Below are 19,196 nucleotides of genomic sequence, written 5' to 3'. Positions count from 1 at the left end.
ACGCGGGGTCCTCGATCGAGGACCCCGCGTTCTTGCGTTGTCCGGGGAACGGAGAAGCCGCCCTCCTTCGCAGGAGGGCGGCTTCGGTGAAGCGGGTTACTACTGGTGCTTGCGGCGGGCCGCGGCGCGACCGCGGGCCGTCTGGTCGAGGACGACCTTGCGGATGCGGACCGCGGCCGGGGTGACCTCGACGCACTCGTCCTCGCGGCAGAACTCCAGGGACTGCTCCAGGGACAGCTTGCGCGGCGGGATCACCTTCTCGGTGTTGTCCGCGCTGGCCGCACGCATGTTGGTGAGTTTCTTCTCCTTGGTGATGTTGACGTCCATGTCGTCGTCACGGGAGTTCTCGCCGACGATCATGCCTTCGTACACCTCGGTGGCGGGCTCGACGAAGAGCTGCCCGCGCTCCTGGATGTTGATCATCGCGAAGGCGGTGACGGCGCCGGACCGGTCGGCGACGAGCGACCCGTTCTGGCGGGTGCGCAGCTCGCCGAACCACGGCTCGTAGGCCTCGAACAGGTGGTGCATGATGCCGGTGCCGCGGGTCTCGGTGAGGAACTCGGTCCGGAAGCCGATCAGGCCACGGGCCGGGACGAGCCACTCCATGCGGAGCCAGCCGGTGCCGTGGTTGATCAGCTCCTCCATGCGGCCCTTACGGGTGGAGAGCAGCTGGGTGATGGCGCCCATGTACTCGTCGGGGGCGTCGATGGTGAGGCGCTCGACCGGCTCGTGGACCTTGCCGTTGATGGTCTTGGTGACGACCTGCGGCTTGCCCACGGTGAGCTCGTAGTTCTCCCGGCGCATCTGCTCGACCAGGATGGCGAGGGCCAGCTCGCCACGGCCCTGGACCTCCCACGCGTCGGGGCGGTCGGTCGGCAGGACGCGCAGCGACACGTTGCCGATGAGCTCCTTGTCGAGGCGGTCCTTGACCATGCGGGCGGTGACCTTGGCGCCCTTGACCTTGCCGACCATCGGCGACGTGTTGGTGCCGATGACCATCGAGATGGCCGGCTCGTCGACGGTGATCTGGGGGAGCGGGATCGGGTTCTCCGCGTCGGCGAGGGTCTCACCGATCATGATCTCGGGGATGCCGGCGAGGGCGATGATGTCGCCGGGGCCGGCGCTCTCGGCGGGCTTGCGCTCCAGGCCCTCGGTGACGAGCAGCTCGGAGATGCGCACGTTGCTGATGGTGCCGTCGGTCTTGCACCAGGCGACGGTCTGGCCCTTGCGGATGGTGCCCTCGTGGACGCGGCAGAGCGCGAGACGGCCGAGGAACGGCGAGGCGTCGAGGTTGACGACGTGCGCCTGCAGCGGGGCGTCCTCGTGGAACTTCGGCGCCGGGATGGTGTCGAGGATGGTGCTGAACAGCACGTCGAGGGAGTCGCTGTCCTCGGGGACGGTGCCGTCCTTGGGCTGGGTCAGCGAGGCGATGCCGTCGCGGGCGCACGCGTAGACGATCGGGAACTCGATCTGGTGCTCGTCGGCGTCGAGGTCGAGGAACAGCTCGTACGTCTCGTCGACGACCTCCTTGATCCGCGCGTCCGGCCGGTCCACCTTGTTGATGATCAGGATGATCGGCAGCTTGGCGGCCAGGGCCTTGCGCAGCACGAAGCGGGTCTGCGGCAGCGGGCCCTCGGAGGCGTCCACCAGCAGGGCGACGCCGTCGACCATGGTCAGGCCGCGCTCGACCTCACCGCCGAAGTCGGCGTGGCCGGGGGTGTCGATGATGTTGATGGTGACGGCTTCGCCCTCGGCGGGCTGGTAGCTGATCGCCGTGTTCTTGGCGAGAATGGTGATGCCCTTTTCCCGCTCCAGGTCCATGGAGTCCATGACGCGGTCGGCCATCTCGCCACGCGCGTGGGACTGGCTGCCCTGGCGCAGCATGGCGTCGACCAGGGTGGTTTTGCCATGGTCGACGTGGGCGATGATGGCGACGTTGCGTAGGTCGGTGCGGGTCTGCATGAGGTCCATTGTTCCCGGCTCAGGTTGCCGATAGTGACACGGGGTCAAGACCCGAATCTTGTGGTCTTCTGTCCGTTTTTCAGTCTCCCGAGATCATCTGATCACTGTTAACGTCCTTCATCGATGTATCACGGGGGAAGGTCGACATCGATGAAGAAGCGCATCAACCTGGTTGCCGCGGTCACGGCACTGATCGTGACGGCGGGCTGTGGACTGGCCGGTGCCAGCGAGAACGAGAAAGATCCGGTGGGCGCTCCGCCGGTGTCTGTGGCGCCCACCACAACCGAGCCGGTGATCGAGGAGACGACGGCCGCGCCGGTGGAGACCACGACGAAGCCGAAGCCGACGAAGAAGGCCACCAAGTCGCCGACGGCCAGTGCGAGCCCGGTCGAGCAGGACTGGAGTCAGGTTCCGCCCTGCTTCGACTACGAGGGCAAGAACATCTCCAAGGCCAAGGCCAAGGCGGCTCTGAAGAAGGCGTCGGGGCGGATCTACTGGCGGAACGAGGCGCCCCAGCTGAAGCTCAACTTCACCCTGGTCAAGGCGGTGTCCTGGCAGGAGAGCGGCTGGCAGAGCGCGATCAAGAACTGTGACGGTGGTTTCGGTCTCATGCAGGTGATGCCGGACACCCTGGACCACATGAACCAGCGGTTCGGCCTGGACTACGACGCGACCGGGAACTACCAGGACAACGCGTACGCCGGGGCGAACTACCTGGCCTGGCTGACCCGGTACTTCGGGGACAACTACTTCAAGGAGAGCTACGACCTGAGCCCCTCGAAGTGCAAGAGCCACTCCAGCTGGTGTCTGCTGAACGTGGTCATCTCGGGCTACAACGCGGGTTACGGCACGGTGGACGCGGCGGCGAAGAGCAAGACGCTGCCCAATCCGGCTTACGTCGACTCGGTGCGCTCGCTCATGGCCGACTGCCCCTGCGGCAAGTACTGAGGCCAGGCGGGATACACTGGGGGACGTTCCCCGAGACCTCAATTTGGTGCCAACCACGGCGTTCAAGTACTGTCTCGGGGTTGTCGTGTGTCGTTGATGCTGGCGAGCTGCGTTTGTTTCGGCCCGTGCAGCTCACCCAAAGGAGCCCTACTCAATGCCGCCCAAGAAGAAGACTCATGAGGTAACCCTCGCGCTTGAGGCGGGTAACGCCGCGATGGTCGACCTCGGTAAGATGCTCGGCCCGACCGGCGCCAACATGCGTGCCGTCAAGGTCGAGTACGACGAGGCCACCGCGAAGAACCGGGGCGAGATCATCCCGGTCATCGTGTCGGTCTACGAGGACCGCAGCCACACGCTGGCCTACAAGACGCCGCCGACCAGCTTCCTCATCCGGAAGACCCTGGGCATTCAGTCCGGCGCCGCCAACCCGCTCACCACGACCGTCGGCACGCTCAGTGCCCAGCAGGTCAAGGAGATCGCCGAGCGCAAGCTGGTCGACCTCAACGCGAACGACCTCGACGCCGCGATCAAGATCGTGTCCGGCACCGCCCGTTCCATGGGTGTGAAGGTCGCTTCCTGAAGTAGCTGTTGAGAACGGGCCCCGGTGTGATCACCGGGGCCCGTTCTTCTTGGGCGCGATCACCTCGTCGATCAGGCCGTACTCGAGGGCCTCGGCGGCGCTCAGGCTCCGGCCGGCGGCCAGGTCGTCCTCGATCCGGCTGCGCGGCTTCCCGGTGATCCCGGCCAGCCGGACCACCACCTCCTCCAGCTCACGCAGGTGCTGCCCGGCCGCGGCGGCCACCTCGTCGGCCGTGCCGGTGACCCCGGCGGCCCGCGGCTCGGCGAGTTTGAACCGGGCGTGCCGGTACGCCGCCCGCTGATCCGCCGCCGCGAGGATCGCCAGCACCGCCCCGCCCGCCTCCGAGGTGACCAGGACGTGCACCGGAGCGGACAGTGAGTCGATCACGTCGATCACCGCGAGTGCCGCGCTCAGCTCCCCACCCGGGGCGGCCACGTGCAGTTGGATCGCCTCCGGCGCGGCCGAGTCGAGGGTCAGCAGGGCGGCCGCGATCCCGGTCGCCGTGTCGCCGGTGAGCTGGCCGCGAAGCATCACGATCCGCTGTTCGAAGAGCCGCTCCTCGAGCCAGCCGGGGAAGCCGGGCTGCTGCGGCGGCCACTCGGGCGGCTGATTCGGCTGCGGGAACAGGGGCATCGGCACCTCCGGTCGTCGCGGGGTATGCCCAGCGTATCCAGGGAGCCGTGGTTCTTCGGGGAAGAGCCACCACCGATGTCCCGGCAATGAGACAACAAGGTGGTGGGTGATGTCGTCTTATATCACAGCGAACGGACCCAAGTGCTCCGCCGGGGCACTCGCGACGGCTCCACCCTGATCCACAAACGGGCCACCGGACCCGGTGCCGCCCGGCGCGTCGAGCGGGAACGGGCCGTGCTGACCCGGCTCGCCGGCGTTCCCGGAGTGCCCCGGCTCGCCGGCCACCAGTCCCGCCAGTTGCTCGTGCTGGAGGACGACGCGGCCTCCCCGGTCCCGAGGCCGGTGCCCGTACCCGAGCTTCTGAGGATCGGTCGAAGCCTGGCGGCGACGCTCGCCGCCCTGCACCGCGCCGGGGTGGTCCATCGCGACGTCACGCCGGCCAACGTCGTCCTGCCGCCCGACGGGCCTGCGCTGCTCATCGACTACGACCTGGCGCTGGCCGGGGCGGCGGAGGCGGACGAGGCGGGCGGCCCGGTCGGAACGCTCGGCTTCCTGGCCCCGGAGCAGACCGGGCGGATCGGTCCGGCGGTCGGTCCCCGCGCCGATCTGTACGGCCTGGGCGCCACCCTCTACACGCTGGCCGTGGGCGAGCCGCCGTTCACCGGCGACGACGCCCTGGAGCTGATCCGCGAGACCCTGGTCGAGCCGCCGCCCGTGCCCGCCGGGCTGCCACCGCGCCTCCGCGAGATCATCATGCGCCTGCTGGAGAAGGACCCGGCGAACCGCTACCAGAGCGCCGAGGGACTGCTCCACGATCTGACCCGCTGCCGGGACGACCCCGACGGTGGCTGGCCGCTGGGCGAGCGGGACTTCCCGGCCCGCTTCGTGCCGCCGGCCGCCCTCATCGGCCGGGACCGGGAGGTGTACGCGCTGACCTCGGCGCTGGACCGGGCACTCATCGAGGGCGGACGGCCCGTGCTGATCACCGGGCCGTCCGGGATCGGCAAGAGCGCCCTCGCCCGCAGCCTGCGGCCGGCGGTCACGGCACGCGGCGGCTGGTTCGCCGCCGCGGCGTTCGAGCAGTTCCGGACCGGTACGAGCAGCGGCGGCATCACCCGGGCGCTGCGCAGCCTGATCCGTCTCGTCCTCGCCGAACCCGAACCCGAGGTGGCGGCGGACCGTGCGCGGATCGTCGCGGAGCTCGGCCCCAACGCCGTGGTCGCGGCCAACGTGATCCCGGGGATGGCCGACCTGCTCGGCGTACCGGGCGGGCCGTCCGCGTCCGACCCCTCGACCGCCCAGGGCCGGATCGCGGCCACCGCCGTCGCCCTGCTCCGGGCGCTCGCCGCCCGGCACCGGATCGTGATCGTCCTCGACGATCTCCAGTGGGCGACCACCGGGACGCACCGGGTCCTGGACGCGATCGTGAGCGCCGGGCCGATCCCCGGGCTGCTGTTGGCCATCACCTACCGGGACGAGGAGCCGCCGCTCGCGGCGCTGCTCGACCGCTGGCAGCGCGACGGTGCGACGGAGCCGGTGATCCGGGTCGGCGGACTGGACCGTGAGGGGACCGCCCGGCTCATCGGCACCGTGCTCCGGATACCCCCGGAGGCCGCGTCCGTGCCGGCCGGGCTGATCGAGGCGGGCGCCGCCGGCAATCCGTTCGCGACGGTCGAGGTGCTCAACGCCCTTCGCGCCGAGGGCCTGCTGAGCCCGGTCGCGGACGGCTGGCGGTGGGAGCCGGACGCGATCCGTGACTTCGTCCGCTGCCACCGGGTCCCGCAGCTGCTGGCGGCCCGGATGGATCAGCAGGCAGGTGGGACGCGCCGGATCCTGGCGGCGCTCGCCTGCCTCGGCGGTGACGTCGGCACCGGCTTCCTGGCCACCGCGACCGGGATCTCCGAGGCGGACCTGGCCGGGCGCCTGGCCCCGCCGGTCACCGACGGCCTGATCCTGCTCGCCGACGGCACCGTCCGGTTCCGGCACGACCTGGTGCGGCAGGCCGCCCGGGACTGCCTGACGCCCGGCGACCGCGACCGCCTCCAGCTGAGCATGGCCCGCGAACTGTCCCGGCACGAGCGGTACCGGCAGGAGGCGGCCGAGCAGTACCTGCCGGTGGTGGATCTGGTGGACGCGCCGGACGAGCGGCGGGCCGCCGCCGGCCTGCTGCACGCGGCCGCCCGGCGGACCAGCCAGATGACCAACTACCAGGTCGCCGTCGAGTTGCTCGACGCCGCCGAGCGGCTCATGGACCCGGCGGCAGGGGAGCGGGACGCCGTCATCGTGGCCCGGCACACCGCGCTCTACTGCCTGGGCCGGCTCGACGAGGCCGACGAGGTGTACCGGGAGCTGACCGCCCGGTCCCCGGACCTGCTCGCGCTCGCCGCCGCCACCGCGAACCAGGTCAACAGCCTGAGCCAGCGAGGACACATCCGGGAGTCGTACGACCTCGGCGTGGACCTGCTGCGCCGGTTCGGCATCGACTCCCCGGACGACCCCGGTCCCGTGGTCCACCGGGAGGCGGCCGTCCTGCGGGACTGCGCCTTCGACCTCAGCCGTGCCGCGGAGACCGCCGATCCCCGGGTTCTCGCGGCGGGCCGGCTCCTCAACCGGTTGCTCGTGCCGGCGTACGTGCTGGGCCCGCTGCCGCATACGTGGGTGCTGCTCCAGGTCCTGGGACTGTGGCGGCGTGCGGGGATGTGCGCGCCGGTGGTCGGCTCGCTCGGCGCGGTGATCTGCGCGACGATCCACCTGTTCGACGACTACCGCACCGGTCACCGGCTGAGCCGGTACGTCGTCGAGGCCGGACGGGGGCACGGCTATCAGGCGGAGACCGCGATCGCCCGGTACATGCACCTCTTCGTGGCCGCGCACTGGTTCGAACCGCTGGAGGACATCGCCGAGGCCGGCCAGGACGCCCGCGAGGAACTGCTGACCGCCGGGGACGTCCAGGTCGCCGGCATGCTGTCGGCCCGCCTGGCGGCCGTGCTGCTGGAGACCGCCGACTCGCTGGAGACGGTCGCCGAGGAGATCGACGCGTCGCTGGCGTTCGCCGGGCGCACCGGCAACCGGATCGCGGCGCTGTCGCTGACCGAATACCGGGAGCTGGTGCGGGTGCTGCGTGGCCGGGAGCCGGGCGCCGAACCGGACCGATGCCCCACCTTCCCGGTGGCGCTGGCCATCCACCACGTCAACCGGGCCCTCGCCGCGCTGATGTGCCAGGACGACGAGGCACTGGACCGGCACGCCGCCGGGGCGATGGAGCACTGCGAGGCGATCCGCGGGCTCTACGTATGGGCGCTGGCCCGGGTGGTGCGCGGGATCGCCCTGGCCGCCCGGGTCCGGTCCGGCGACACCGGCGCGGCCGCCGAGCTCGGCACGGTCCGCGACTGGATCGCCCGGCGGGCCGCCGACGAGCCCCGCAACTTCCGGCCGCTGCTGCGCCTGGTCGACGCCGAACGGTGCTGGGCGCTCGGCGATCCCGACGGCGCGGCCCGCGAGTTCGACGCCGGCCTGCACGAGGTGGCCGGCCGGCCATGGCACCGGGCCGTGCTCGCCCAGCGGGCGGCCCGGTTCCACCTCGACCGAGGGCTCACCCACGCCGGGCGGCAGCTGCTGACCGAGGCGCGCGACACCTACCGTCAGTGGGGTGCGGAGGGGCCGCTGCGACGGCTGGAGGCCGAGCACCCGTTCCTGCGCGCGGAACGGGTGAGCGAATCCGGCCACGGGACCGGCGCCGACCGGATCGACCTCATGGCGATCCTGCGGGCCTCCCGCGCGCTGAGCTCGGCCATCACGCTGGCCGACCTGGAGGCGCAGGTCGGGGACGTGCTCAGCGCCATGACCGGGGCCACCCGGGTGCACCTGGTGCTTCGTCACCCCGGGACGCGGGATCCGCGGCCGGCGCCGGCGACCGCGGTCCGGTACGTGACCCGGACCCGCCGCCCGCTGCTGGTGGCGGACGCGACCCAGGACGACCGGTTCGCGCGGGACCCGTACGTCGCCGGGCTGGAGCACTGCTCCCTGCTGGTGATGCCCATCCCGAGCCGGACCGTCGACGTCGCCGTCCTGGTGCTGGAGAACCACCGGCAGGGCGGCGTGTTCGCCACCGACCGCCTGGAGACGGTGGAGCTGATCGCCGGGCAGCTGGCGGTCTCGCTGGACAACGCGCTGCTCTACGACTCGCTGGAGGACACCGTACGGGTCCGGACCTCCGATCTGGAGGCCGCGAACCAGCTCAAGGCCGACCTGATCGGCATGCTCGGCCACGAGATCAACAACCCGCTCGCGGCGATCCTCGGCGGCCTCGACCTGATCCTCGACGAGGACGAGCTGCCGGATCCCGTCCACCACTCCCTCATCCGGGTGCACCGGACCACCCGGCGGCTCGCCGCCATCGTCCAGGAGGTTCTCGACCTGGTCAGCCTCGACGCCGGCCGGCTCGTCGCGGCGCCCGTCCCGGTCCGGGTGGCCGAGCACGTCGAGGCGGCCCTGGCCGTCGCCGGCGCCGGCCACGTCCCGGTGACGTGCCCGCCGGACCTGGTCGCCGTGGTGCAGCCGAGCCACCTCGACCAGATCCTGACCAACCTGGTCAGCAACGCCGCCAAGTACGGCGGTGGCGCCACCGCCGTCGTGGCCCGGGCGGACACCGCGGCCGTGACGATCGAGATCCGCGACGAGGGGCCGGGCGTGCCGCCGGAGTTCCGGGACCGGCTCTTCGACCGGTTCGCCCGTGCCGAGCCGACCGCGGGGAAGGTGCCGGGCACCGGTCTGGGGCTCTACATCGTCCGGGAGTTGGCCCGTGCCAACCATGGGGACGTCCACTACCGGGCCGGCGCCGGTGGAGGATCGAGCTTCGAGGTGACCCTCATGCAACCTGAGGGAGGTGGGAGTCGTCAGGGAGGCGTGAGAGCGAAGGAGGGGCTCGTGTGAAGAACGAGCGTGATGAGCAATTCCACCAGTTCGTGGTCAGCCGGAGGGCCGCGCTGGTGCGTACGGCGACTCTGCTCACGGCTGGCGACGCCCACCTGGCCGAGGACCTCGTCCAGTCCACGCTGACGAAGCTGTACGTCGCCTGGCCGGCGTTCCAGCGTGCCGACAACCCGGACGGTTACGTCCGGAGGGCGCTGGTCAACGCGCTGACCGACGAGCGGCGGCGGTGGTGGCGGCGCAGTGAGCGGCCGATGGCCGAGGTCCCGGACCGGGCGGCCGCCGAGCATGCCGGTGGTGACGTCTCCGACGGGCTGCGCGCGGCCCTGCGGGAGCTGCCACCGCGGATGCGGGCGGCGCTGGTGTTCCGCTACTTCTACGACCTCGACGTCGCCGACACCGCCGATGCCCTCGGGTGCTCCGAGGGGACGGTGAAGAGCCAGACCGCCCGGGCACTCGACCGGCTCCGGGCCGTGCTCGGCCCCAATCCCTCCTTGGCACTGCTCTGATCAGGAGATATTGACATGATGAACCTCCACGACGGGCTGGCGCGGATCGCCGGCCCGGACGCCGAGCCGACCTCGGAGCAGGTCGCCGCCGACCTGGCCCGCGGCCGGACCGCGCTGCGCCGCCGCCGTACCGTGCAGGCCGCCGGCGGGTCCGTCTTCATGGCCGCCGCGCTGGCCGCCGTGATCGTCGCCGGCACCGGCCTCGCCTCCGGCCCGTCCGCCCCGGAGGCCGCCGGCGACCGGCCGTCCACCAGTTCCCCGGCGACCGGGCCCACCGCGCTGGTCGCCTACCAGGGCGAGCAGCCGAAGGGCTTCACCCTGGACAAGGTCCCCGAGGGCTGGGTGCTCCAGGGAGCTGACGAATACGGCATCACCATCGCCCCGAAGGGCATTCCGGACGTGGTGCCGTCCAACGCGCCGCCGGGCGCTCCCGACAACGACCCGCACAGCTTCGAGGGCAAGATCATGGCCCAGCTCCAGGAGTTCGGGCCCGGCGAGGACATCGCCGACGGAAAGAAGCTGACCATCAACGGCAAGGAGGCCGTGCTCACCAAGATGCTCGACCAGACCACCGGTCACGCCCTGTTCGTCGAGCTGGGCGAGAACCGCTGGATGATCGTCCAGGTGTGGGACGGTCTGGGCTGGGGTGAGCAGCAGGTCGTCGAGTTCGCCGCCGGCATCCACGTCGACGACAGCGCCAAGGTCACCCACGGATAGGTGACACGGGCCGGGCGCGCGTCACCAGCCGCGCGCCCGCCACTCCTGGAGGTCCGGGCGTTCCGCGCCGAGTGTCGAGTCGTTGCCGTGGCCCGGGTAGAACCAGGCGCCGTCGCCGAACCGGCCGAACACCCGGGTCTCCAGATGGTCCATGATCTGGTGGTGGTTCTCCGGGCTCGCCGTCCGCCCGTGACCTCCGGGGAACAGGCTGTCGCCGGTGAAGAGATGCTCGCCCCGGTAGGACAGCACGATCGAACCGGGCGTGTGCCCCACCACGTGGATCACCTCGAGCGTGTGCCCGCCCACCTCGACGGTGTCGCCGTCGAGCAGTGTCCGGGTAACCACCGGGATCTCGGAGGCGTCGTCGGCGTGCGCCAGCGACTCGGCGCCGGTGGCCTTCACCACCTCGCCCAGCGCCTGCCAGTGGTCGGCGTGCCGGTGGGTGGTCACCACGGCGCGCAGCCCGGCCGGGCCGATCAGGGCCAGCAGCGTCCCGGCGTCGTTGGCCGCGTCGATCAGCAGCTGCTCGCCGGTCGCCGCCCGCAGCAGGTAGGCGTTGTTGTCCATCGGGCCGACCGACACCTTGGTCAGGGTCAGGCCGTCGCCCAGGTCACGGACCGCCGGCTCGCCGCCGGTCACCACGTCGCCGGTGTACTCGGAACTCATCTCCACCTCGCGGGCTCGGGTAGCTCGCCGTCCGGCGAGACCGTCAGATCGGCGCCGTCCGCCCGGCCGATCAGCCAGGCGGCCAGCGCCCTGGTCGGGCCGCCGACGACCGGGCCCGCACCGGAGCCGATCACCAACGGGTGCTCCAGGCCGAACGGGCGCAGCACCATGTCCGGCGAGCCGGCCGGCGGATCGGTGACGATCGCCCGCAGCAGGCGCAGCGCGAACGCGTCCGGCCAGTCGGCCGGGGTGTAGCCGCGGCCCAGGTCGACCCGGTGCACCTCCACCTCGCACAACCGCAGCCAGGGAACCGCGGCGGCGCTCTTCGCCAGCGGCAGCCGGGTCGTCCAGGCAGCCGCCGGCATCGCGGCCGCGGCGTCGGCGAACCGCTCATGCGCGGCCCTCAGATCCGCCAGCTGCTCGGCCACCGGACGGGCCGCGCCCGCCTCGATGCCCGCCGTCCGGTCCTCCGGCGACGCGTACGCCGGTGTCTCCACCCCGGTCCGGGCCCAGGTCAACAGGTTGGTCAGGGCGTCCGCGTTGCGCGCCAGATGGGTCAGCACGTGCCCGACCGTCCAGCCCGCGAGCAGCGACGGCGCGCCCATCTCGCCGTCGGCCAGCGAACCCGAGGCACGCAGCAGCGCCGCGGTGGCGTCCTCCACGTCCGTCATCAACACCAGCGGATCCATGGTCACAGCCCGACCTTACCGGTGCGGCGCCCGCCGCCACGGAATTCGCTTTCGCCGCGCTGACCAGGGCCGTACCGTCGTGGCAGACGCGCTGATCGATCGAACCCAGCGGAGGAGGTGAGGACCGTGCGTTTCACCCGTGCCGCGTCCCTTCACCCGGGGGCCTTCGCCTGATCCCCAGGCGCCGCCGTCCCCCAAGACCGTAAAGGGTTTCCATGTCGTACCCCCTGTCCCAGCTCGGCTGGGACGACCACTTCGTATCCACCTTCCGGCGTTTCGACCGGCCCGACTCCGAACCCGGGCGGGTCCTGCGGGCCGACCGTGGCGTGTGCACGGTGCTGACCGCCACCGGGGTGACCCGGGCCACCCTCGGCGGGGGCGTCCTGCTCGACGCCGCCCGCGACCCCGCCACCCTGCCCTGTTCCGGCGACTGGGTGGTGCTGCGCCGATGGCCCGACCGGCGGACCACCCTGGAGCTGGTGCTGCCCCGCCGGACCACGCTGATCCGCCGTACCGCCGACAAGGACGCGTCCGGCCAGGTCCTCGCGGCGAACATGGACACCATCGCGGTCGTCGAGCCGATCCATCCGGAGCCCGACGACGCCCGCGTCGAACGCCTGCTCGCCCTGGCCTGGGAGTCCGGGGCCGATCCGCTGCTGGTGCTCACCAAGAGCGACACCAGCGCCGACCCCGGCGCGATAGCCCGTCAGCTCGGCGCCCTCGCGCCCGGCGTGCCGGTGCTGCCGGTCAGCGTCCAGCGCGGCGAGGGCCTCGACCGGCTGCGCGAGCACGTCGGCCCGGGCCGCACGCTCGCCCTCCTCGGCCGGTCCGGCGCCGGCAAGTCGACCCTGGCGAACGCGCTGGCCGGAGCCACCGTCATGCCGGTCCAGGAGATCCGCGACGCGGACGGCAAGGGCCGCCACACCACCGCCTACCGCAACCTGATCACCGTGCCCGGCGGCGGCGCGGTCATCGACACGCCCGGCATCCGGGGCGTCGGCCTCCTCGACACCGGCGGCGGCCTCGACCGCGCCTTCGCCGACGTGACCGGCCTGGCCGGGCGCTGCCGCTTCGACGACTGCCACCACGAGCGGGAGCCGGGCTGCGCCGTCCAGGCCGCCCTCGCCGACGGCTCCCTGCCACCGCGCCGCCTGGCCAGCTGGCGCAAACTCCGCCGCGAGGTCGAGGTGGAGAGCGGGCGCCGCTCGGTGCGCCTGGCCCGCCAGCGCCGCACCCCCACACCCCCGAGCTCCCGTCGCCTCTGACCCCGGTCGAGCTTCCAGAAGATCAACCCCATTTCCGGTACGGGTCTGCGGAGCTCTGCCCTACCGGTGATCTCGCTGCCCACTCCAGGCCGTCGCCCGCCGCCGGGCTGTCCCGCATGGCCTCCGGGGCGCTGCGCCCCCGAACCGGGCGGTGGTCCGGGCCGTTGCGGAACGGCCGGCGCACACGAATGGCCCTCCGTGTGCGCCGGCTGTGGCCATGGCGTGGGCGGGCGGTCACGGCATCGCGATCGTGTGCGCCCGCGCTCCCTGGGCGACCGTGACCGTGTGCGCGGCCATCCACGTGAGGGGCGGGCGCGGGGTGGCGAGTGGGGGACGCCTGGGGTGAGCGGCGGCACCTGCGGATGGTGGCGGTCAGCCGGGCCTGCCCGGCCACCGATCTCCGCCCGGCGGGGCGGCACAGGCGTGAGTGGGCACTGTGCTCGCGGGTAGGGCGGAACTGGAACGATTCTGTGATGACGGTCCAGCGCGTACAAAAGCGCTGTTCCGATCTTGTCTTTTGAGAGTAAGCGCACGTCACAGCCGGAGTGGCGGCGTTGGGAGGGGCGGTCGGGGCTCTGGCACAATTCGGCCGGTGCGTGCGGCGGATGGGATGACCGGAGAGCGGGCGGCGGCGGTCGTGGAGGAGCCGGCGGCGAGCCCGGGCGATGAACGGGACGCCCGCTGGCGGCTCGTCGATCTGTGGATCGCGCTGGGGTTCCTGGCGCTGGCCGTGCTCGTGGTGATCCAGTTGTGGATCGACCCGAACGGGCGGGTGCTCGCCGGCAACGACGACGACCACGGGATCTTCCTGTTCATGCTGGCTCACGCCGAGCGGGTGATCTTCGACGGGGCGCCGCTGTTCTACGAGGACCGGTTCAACGTGCCGGTCGGTGTGAACATGATGGCGAACACGTCCATCCTGGCGCTGGCGTTGCCGCTGGCGCCGGTCACGCACTTCCTCGGCGGCGGGGTGACCGTTGCCCTGCTGATCACTCTCGGTCTCGGCGGGACGGCCTTCGCCTGGTACTGGGTGCTCAGCCGGCATCTGGTGCGCAGCCGGCTCGCGGCCTGGACCGGTGGCGTCTGGTGCGGCTTCGCCCCGGCCATGGTCTCGCACGCGAACGGGCACGTGAACTTCGTCAGCAACTACGTGCTGCCGTTCATCGTGTGGCAGGTGCTGCGCCTGCGGGAGCCCGGCCGGGTGTGGCGGGGCGGGATCATTCTCGGTCTGCTGATCGTGTTGCAGATCTTCATCAACGAGGAGGCGCTACTCTTCGCGGCGCTCACTCTGGGGATCTTCGCGGGCTCCTGGGCGCTGATGGCGCGGGACGAGGCCCGGCTGGTGTGGCGACGTTTCACGGCCGGGCTCGGGGTGGCCGCGCTGACCTCCGGCGTGCTGGCCGGCTACCCGCTCTGGTACCAGTTCTTCGCCCGTGGCAACTATCACGGGCAGCCGTTCGAGCCGACCGCCTACGTCACCGACCTGGCCTCGCTGGGCGCCTACGCCCGGCAGTCGCTGGCCGGCCTGGGCGTGGTGACCCGGCGGCTGAGCGTGAGCGCGACCGAGGACAACACGTTCTTCGGCCTGTTCGGCCTCGTGATGATCATCGTGGCGATGGTGATGCTGTGGCGGTCGGTGGCGCTGCGGGCCACCGCGATCGCCGGGCTCGCGCTGCTGGTCATGTCGCTCGGCCCGCAGTTGCGGGTGCTGGGCTTCAACACCCGGATCCCGCTGCCGTTCGCGCTGGTCAGCCACGTGCCGGTGATCGACCTGGTGAGTGTGACCCGGTTCGCCATGGTGCCGGCCACGGTCGCCGGCATCCTGCTGGCCTTCGCGGCGGACCGGATCGGGTCGTACCCGCCGGAGCGCCGCCGCCGGTTCTGGATCGGCATGACCCTCGCCCTGGTGCCGCTGTTCCCGAAACCGCTGCCGGTGGTACAGGGCGACCCGATGCCGGCGTTCCTCACCGAGGGGATCTGGCGGCAGTACGTGCCGGAGGGGAAGACGCTGGTCACCGTCCCGCTGCCGGACGTGACGACCGGGCGGACCGGACAGCGCTGGGCGGCCCTCAACAATCTCGACTACCCGACGCCGCGCGGCTACTTCATGGGCCCGGCCAACGCGCCGTTCGACGACACCGGCTCCTGGTTCGCCCCGCACCGGTACACCTCGGAGCTGCTCTGGAGCGTCCGGGAGTACGGCTACCTGCCGGTCCTGACCGACGCCGACCGCCTGCGGATCCGGGGTGACCTCGGTTACTGGCGCGCCGCCGTGGTGGTGCTGGTTCCGGACAGCCGGAATGGCCCGCTTCTGCGGTCGGTTCTGGTCGACGTCCTCGGCGAGCCGGAGTTGGTGGGCGGCGTCGAGGTCTGGAGAGTTAACTCGGAAGAGTGAGCGGGCGTCTGCGGGAAATTGTCGTACCCCGTGGTTAGAGTGTCTGCTCGACTCATACACCTGTACGGGTTCGACCCTGAATGCGGAAAGGCTGGCCGTGGCCGACCGACTGACAATCCGTGGCGCCCGCGAACACAACCTGCGTGACGTCAACCTCGACCTGCCCCGCGACGCCATGATCGTCTTTACCGGCCTCTCCGGTTCGGGCAAGTCGAGCCTCGCCTTCGACACGATCTTCGCCGAGGGCCAGCGGCGCTATGTGGAGTCCCTGTCGTCGTACGCGCGGCAGTTCCTCGGCCAGATGGACAAGCCGGACGTCGACTTCATCGAGGGTCTGTCCCCGGCCGTCTCGATCGACCAGAAGTCGACCTCGCGCAACCCGCGCTCGACCGTGGGCACGATCACCGAGGTCTACGACTACCTGCGCCTGCTCTTCGCGCGGACCGGCATCCCGCACTGTCCGGTCTGCAAGGAGCGGATCAGCAGGCAGACCCCGCAGCAGATCGTCGACCGGGTCCTGGCGATGGCCGAGGGGACCCGGTTCATGGTGCTGGCCCCGGTGGTCCGCGGCCGCAAGGGGGAGTACGTCGACCTCTTCGCCGAACTCCAGTCCAAGGGCTACGCGCGGGCCCGGGTCGACGGCGTGGTGCATCCGCTCACCGAGCCGCCGAAGCTGAAGAAGCAGGAGAAGCACACCATCGAGGTGGTGATCGACCGGCTCAGCGTGAAGGCGTCCAGCAAGCAGCGCCTCACCGACTCGGTCGAGGCCGCGCTCGGGCTGGCCGGCGGCATCGTGGTGCTCGACTTCGTCGACCTGCCGGAGGACGACCCGGAGCGGGAACGCCGCTTCTCCGAGCATCTGGCCTGCCCCAACGACCATCCGCTCGCCATCGAGGACCTGGAGCCACGGGTCTTCTCCTTCAACGCGCCGTACGGCGCCTGTCCCGAGTGCTCCGGCCTCGGGACGAAGAAGGAGGTCGACCCCGAGCTGATCATCCCGGACGTGGAGAAGAGCCTCGGCGAGGGCGCCGTCCAGCCGTGGGCCGGCGGCACCACCCAGGAGTATTTCCTGCGCCTGCTGGAGGCCCTGGCCGGCGCCGAGAGCTTCAGCCTCGACACGCCCTGGCGGGCGCTGCCCAGCCGGGTGCAGAAGATCGTGTTGTACGGCGCCGACGACCAGGTCCACGTGCGGTACAGGAACAAGTACGGCCGTGAGCGCTCCTACTACACCGGCTTCGAGGGCGTGGTGCAGTGGATCGAGCGGCGGCACAACGACACCGAGAGCGACTGGTCGCGCGAGAAGTACGAGGGGTACATGCGCGACGTCCCCTGCTCGGTCTGCGGCGGGGCCCGGCTCAAGCCCGAGGTGCTGGCCGTGACGGTGGCCGGCAAGAGCATCGCCGAGGTGTGCAACCTGTCCGTGGGCGAGTGCGCCGACCTGCTGTCCGGCCTGGAGCTCGACGACCGGCAGAAGATGATCGCCGAGCGGGTGCTCAAGGAGATCAACGCCCGGCTGCGGTTCCTGGTCGACGTGGGCCTGGACTACCTGTCGCTGGACCGCGGCGCGGGGACCCTCTCCGGCGGCGAGGCGCAGCGCATCCGGCTCGCCACCCAGATCGGCTCCGGCCTGGTCGGCGTGCTGTACGTGCTGGACGAGCCGTCCATCGGCCTGCACCAGCGGGACAACCACCGCCTCATCGAGACCCTGGTGCGGCTGCGCAACCTGGGCAACACGCTGATCGTGGTGGAGCACGACGAGGACACCATCCGGACCGCGGACTGGATCGTCGACATCGGGCCCGGCGCCGGCGAGCACGGCGGGCAGATCGTGCACAGCGGCACCGTCGAGGGCCTGCTGGCCAATGAGAAGTCGCCGACGGGGGCGTACCTGTCCGGCCGGAAGTCGATCCCGCTGCCGGCCACCCGGCGGCCGCAGACGCCCGGGCGCGAGGTCGTGGTGCACGGCGCCCGCGAGCACAACCTGCGCAACCTGACCGTGCCGTTCCCGCTGGGCCAGTTCATCGCGGTCACCGGGGTCAGCGGCTCGGGCAAGTCGACGCTGGTCAACGACATCCTGCACACCGTCATGGCGAACCAGATCAACAAGGCCCGGCAGGTGCCCGGGCGGCACACCCGGGTCACCGGCCTGGAGCACGTCGACAAGGTCGTCGGGGTGGACCAGTCGCCGATCGGGCGGACGCCCCGGTCGAACCCGGCCACCTACACCGGTGTGTTCGATCACGTCCGCAAGCTGTTCGCGGAGACCACCGAGGCCAAGGTGCGGGGGTACGGTCCGGGCCGGTTCTCCTTCAACGTGAAGGGCGGCCGCTGCGAGAACTGCTCCGGCGACGGCACCATCAAGATCGAGATGAACTTCCTGCCGGACGTGTACGTCCCCTGTGAGGTCTGCAAGGGCGCCCGGTACAACCGGGAGACCCTGGAGGTGCACTACAAGGGAAAGACCGTCTCCGAGGTGCTGAACATGCCGATCGAGGAGGCCGCGGAGTTCTTCTCGGCGCTCCCGGCGATCCACCGGCACCTGCGGACCCTGGTCGACGTCGGCCTCGGCTACGTGCGCCTGGGCCAGCCCGCCACCACCCTGTCCGGCGGTGAGGCCCAGCGCGTCAAGCTCGCCTCCGAGCTCCAGAAACGCTCCACCGGCCGGACCGTCTACGTGCTGGACGAGCCGACCACCGGCCTGCACTTCGAGGACATCCGCAAGCTCCTGATCGTGCTCAACGGCCTGGTCGACAAGGGCAACACGGTGATCACCATCGAGCACAACCTGGACGTCATCAAGACGGCGGACTGGCTGATCGACATGGGCCCGGAGGGCGGCCACAAGGGCGGCCTGCTGCTGGCCGCCGGCACCCCGGAGGAGCTGGCCGAGGTGCCGGAGAGCCACACCGGGCAGTTCCTGCGGCACATGCTCGGGCTCACCGGCGAGGGGCGGGGCTCGGCGGCCGCCGTCGGCCGGGCTGCGAAGGCGAACGGGTCCACCGCCGCCCCGCGGGCGCGCGCCACCCGGTCCCGGGCGAAGGCCACCGCCTGATTTAGAAACTTCTTAGACGACTCTCAGCTACCGCACCCGGTTGGTCTCCTAAGGTCTCCCGGGTGCGGCGCTGTTTGTCGGCACCTGACAAACCGGTCGGGCGAACGTGGAGAAAGCGGGAAAATCTCACTCGGGACCGTTGAACTGATCACGGCATCTGATCCGTACCCCGGGGCGACTCCGCGTGACATTGGCGGCAGAGAACAGGTAGTGGAGGGCGACAAATGACTGACGTGCAGCCGAGGACCGACGCCGAGATCCAGCAGGACCGACCGGGCACCGCCTCGTCCCGGCGCGTCGTCCTGATGGGTGCCGGCGCGGTCGGCGCGACCGCGGTCCTCTCGGCCTGCGGCACCGGCACCAGCGGGACCAACCCGAACGGCACGGACTTCGGTGACAACCCGGTCCCGGCCGGAAGTGCCGACGCCGGCGACAGCGGTGACGCCGGCGGCAACACCGGTGGCGGCAGCGGCAACGTGCTGGTGGCGACGTCGAAGGTGGCGGTCGGCAGCGGCGTCATCCTGGACGAGGTGGTCGTCACACAGCCCACCGAGGGCAACTACAAGGCGTTCAGCAACGTGTGCACCCACCAGGGCTGCAAGGTCTCCGTGATCAAGGACGGCTCGATCATCTGCAAGTGCCACAACAGCCTCTTCTCGATCGAGGACGGCGCCCCGACCTCGGGCCCGGCCGGTCAGCCGCTGGCCGCGGTGGCGATCGACGTGGACGGCGACAACGTGGTGACCGCGGCCTGATCCCGCCTCGTTCTCAAGGCCGGAGGTCCGGCGCCGTGGCGGCGGCACCGGACGTCCGGTCGGGCAATTCTGTCAGTCCCTGGCACTAGTGTTGGA

General features: G+C 71.2%; 13 protein-coding genes. 9 read left to right on the top strand and 4 right to left on the bottom strand.

The window, feature by feature from the left end; translation table 11 throughout:
• Positions 1-99: 99 nt before the first annotated feature.
• Positions 100-1,962 carry a translational GTPase TypA gene (gene typA, locus KZ829_RS09795; protein ID WP_220143517.1) on the bottom strand — a complete coding sequence of 621 codons (1,863 nt, stop codon included), beginning with the start codon at positions 1,960-1,962 and terminating at the stop codon, positions 100-102.
• A 150-nt stretch (positions 1,963-2,112) separates the two neighbouring features.
• Here typA and KZ829_RS09790 point away from each other — a divergent pair, with 150 nt between their 5' ends.
• On the top strand, positions 2,113-2,910 hold the full coding sequence (locus tag KZ829_RS09790) for a lytic transglycosylase domain-containing protein (RefSeq protein ID WP_220143516.1): 798 nt from the start codon (positions 2,113-2,115) through the stop codon (positions 2,908-2,910).
• Positions 2,911-3,064: 154 nt separating this feature from the next.
• Positions 3,065-3,490 carry an uL11 family ribosomal protein gene (locus tag KZ829_RS09785; RefSeq protein ID WP_183217545.1) on the top strand — a complete coding sequence of 142 codons (426 nt, stop codon included), beginning with the start codon at positions 3,065-3,067 and terminating at the stop codon, positions 3,488-3,490.
• 30 nt (positions 3,491-3,520) lie between these two features.
• Here the strand turns inward: KZ829_RS09785 and KZ829_RS09780 are convergent, their stop codons facing one another.
• Complete coding sequence (locus KZ829_RS09780) at positions 3,521-4,123, bottom strand: ClpP family protease (RefSeq protein ID WP_220143515.1); 603 nt, start codon at positions 4,121-4,123, stop codon at positions 3,521-3,523.
• Positions 4,124-4,264: 141 nt separating this feature from the next.
• Between KZ829_RS09780 and KZ829_RS09775 the strand changes: the two genes are divergently transcribed.
• The 3 genes from KZ829_RS09775 to KZ829_RS09765 are packed head-to-tail and all read left to right on the top strand — an operon-like array spanning position 4,265 to position 10,278.
• Positions 4,265-9,055 (top strand): sensor histidine kinase, encoded by a 4,791-nt coding sequence (locus tag KZ829_RS09775; RefSeq protein WP_308285414.1) that lies wholly within the window; start codon positions 4,265-4,267, stop codon positions 9,053-9,055.
• On the top strand, positions 9,052-9,561 hold the full coding sequence (locus KZ829_RS09770) for a SigE family RNA polymerase sigma factor (protein WP_183217550.1): 510 nt from the start codon (positions 9,052-9,054) through the stop codon (positions 9,559-9,561). The genes KZ829_RS09775 and KZ829_RS09770 overlap by 4 nt, the downstream gene beginning before the upstream one ends.
• 15 nt (positions 9,562-9,576) lie before the next feature.
• Complete coding sequence (locus KZ829_RS09765) at positions 9,577-10,278, top strand: hypothetical protein (protein WP_220143513.1); 702 nt, start codon at positions 9,577-9,579, stop codon at positions 10,276-10,278.
• Between the two features lie 21 nt (positions 10,279-10,299).
• Here KZ829_RS09765 and KZ829_RS09760 read toward each other — a convergent pair whose 3' ends face one another.
• Together KZ829_RS09760 and KZ829_RS09755 are read right to left on the bottom strand one after the other, a co-directional pair.
• On the bottom strand, positions 10,300-10,944 hold the full coding sequence (locus tag KZ829_RS09760; protein WP_220143512.1) for an MBL fold metallo-hydrolase: 645 nt from the start codon (positions 10,942-10,944) through the stop codon (positions 10,300-10,302).
• The gene (locus KZ829_RS09755) at positions 10,941-11,639 is read right to left on the bottom strand and encodes a maleylpyruvate isomerase family mycothiol-dependent enzyme (protein ID WP_220143511.1); all 699 of its coding nucleotides are present in this window, start codon (positions 11,637-11,639) and stop codon (positions 10,941-10,943) included. Before KZ829_RS09755 ends, KZ829_RS09760 begins: the two co-directional genes overlap by 4 nt.
• 209 nt (positions 11,640-11,848) lie before the next feature.
• Here KZ829_RS09755 and rsgA point away from each other — a divergent pair, with 209 nt between their 5' ends.
• The 4 genes from rsgA (at position 11,849) to KZ829_RS09735 (ending at position 19,100) form a co-directional block, all read left to right on the top strand.
• A complete protein-coding gene (gene rsgA / locus KZ829_RS09750; RefSeq protein ID WP_220143510.1) occupies positions 11,849-12,898 on the top strand; it encodes a ribosome small subunit-dependent GTPase A in 1,050 nt (349 codons plus the stop codon).
• 592 nt (positions 12,899-13,490) lie between these two features.
• Positions 13,491-15,293: a glycosyltransferase family 87 protein gene (locus KZ829_RS09745; RefSeq protein ID WP_308285413.1), complete on the top strand. Its 1,803-nt coding sequence runs from the start codon at positions 13,491-13,493 to the stop codon at positions 15,291-15,293.
• A 97-nt stretch (positions 15,294-15,390) separates the two neighbouring features.
• Positions 15,391-18,345, top strand: a complete 2,955-nt coding sequence (gene uvrA, locus KZ829_RS09740) for an excinuclease ABC subunit UvrA (protein WP_220143509.1) — start codon at positions 15,391-15,393, stop codon at positions 18,343-18,345.
• A gap of 224 nt (positions 18,346-18,569) precedes the next feature.
• Positions 18,570-19,100, top strand: a complete 531-nt coding sequence (locus tag KZ829_RS09735) for a Rieske (2Fe-2S) protein (RefSeq protein ID WP_220143508.1) — start codon at positions 18,570-18,572, stop codon at positions 19,098-19,100.
• Positions 19,101-19,196 lie beyond the last annotated feature (96 nt).

It is taken from the genome of Actinoplanes hulinensis (genome assembly GCF_019429605.1).
Taxonomy (GTDB): Bacteria; Actinomycetota; Actinomycetes; order Mycobacteriales; family Micromonosporaceae; genus Actinoplanes; species Actinoplanes campanulatus.
The sequence above is the reverse complement of the archived record's forward strand: the minus strand, read 5'-3'. Positions and strand labels throughout refer to the sequence as shown.

Bases quoted from the DNA above. Each gene is read 5' to 3' on its own strand.
- KZ829_RS09735 (WP_220143508.1), top strand. From the start codon at position 18,570: ATGACTGACGTGCAGCCGAGGACCGACGCCGAGATCCAGCAGGACCGA.
- typA (WP_220143517.1), bottom strand. From the start codon at position 1,962: ATGCAGACCCGCACCGACCTACGCAACGTCGCCATCATCGCCCACGTC.
- KZ829_RS09780 (WP_220143515.1), bottom strand. From the start codon at position 4,123: ATGCCCCTGTTCCCGCAGCCGAATCAGCCGCCCGAGTGGCCGCCGCAG.
- rsgA (WP_220143510.1), top strand. From the start codon at position 11,849: ATGTCGTACCCCCTGTCCCAGCTCGGCTGGGACGACCACTTCGTATCC.
- KZ829_RS09760 (WP_220143512.1), bottom strand. From the start codon at position 10,944: ATGAGTTCCGAGTACACCGGCGACGTGGTGACCGGCGGCGAGCCGGCG.
- KZ829_RS09765 (WP_220143513.1), top strand. From the start codon at position 9,577: ATGATGAACCTCCACGACGGGCTGGCGCGGATCGCCGGCCCGGACGCC.
- KZ829_RS09790 (WP_220143516.1), top strand. From the start codon at position 2,113: ATGAAGAAGCGCATCAACCTGGTTGCCGCGGTCACGGCACTGATCGTG.
- KZ829_RS09785 (WP_183217545.1), top strand. From the start codon at position 3,065: ATGCCGCCCAAGAAGAAGACTCATGAGGTAACCCTCGCGCTTGAGGCG.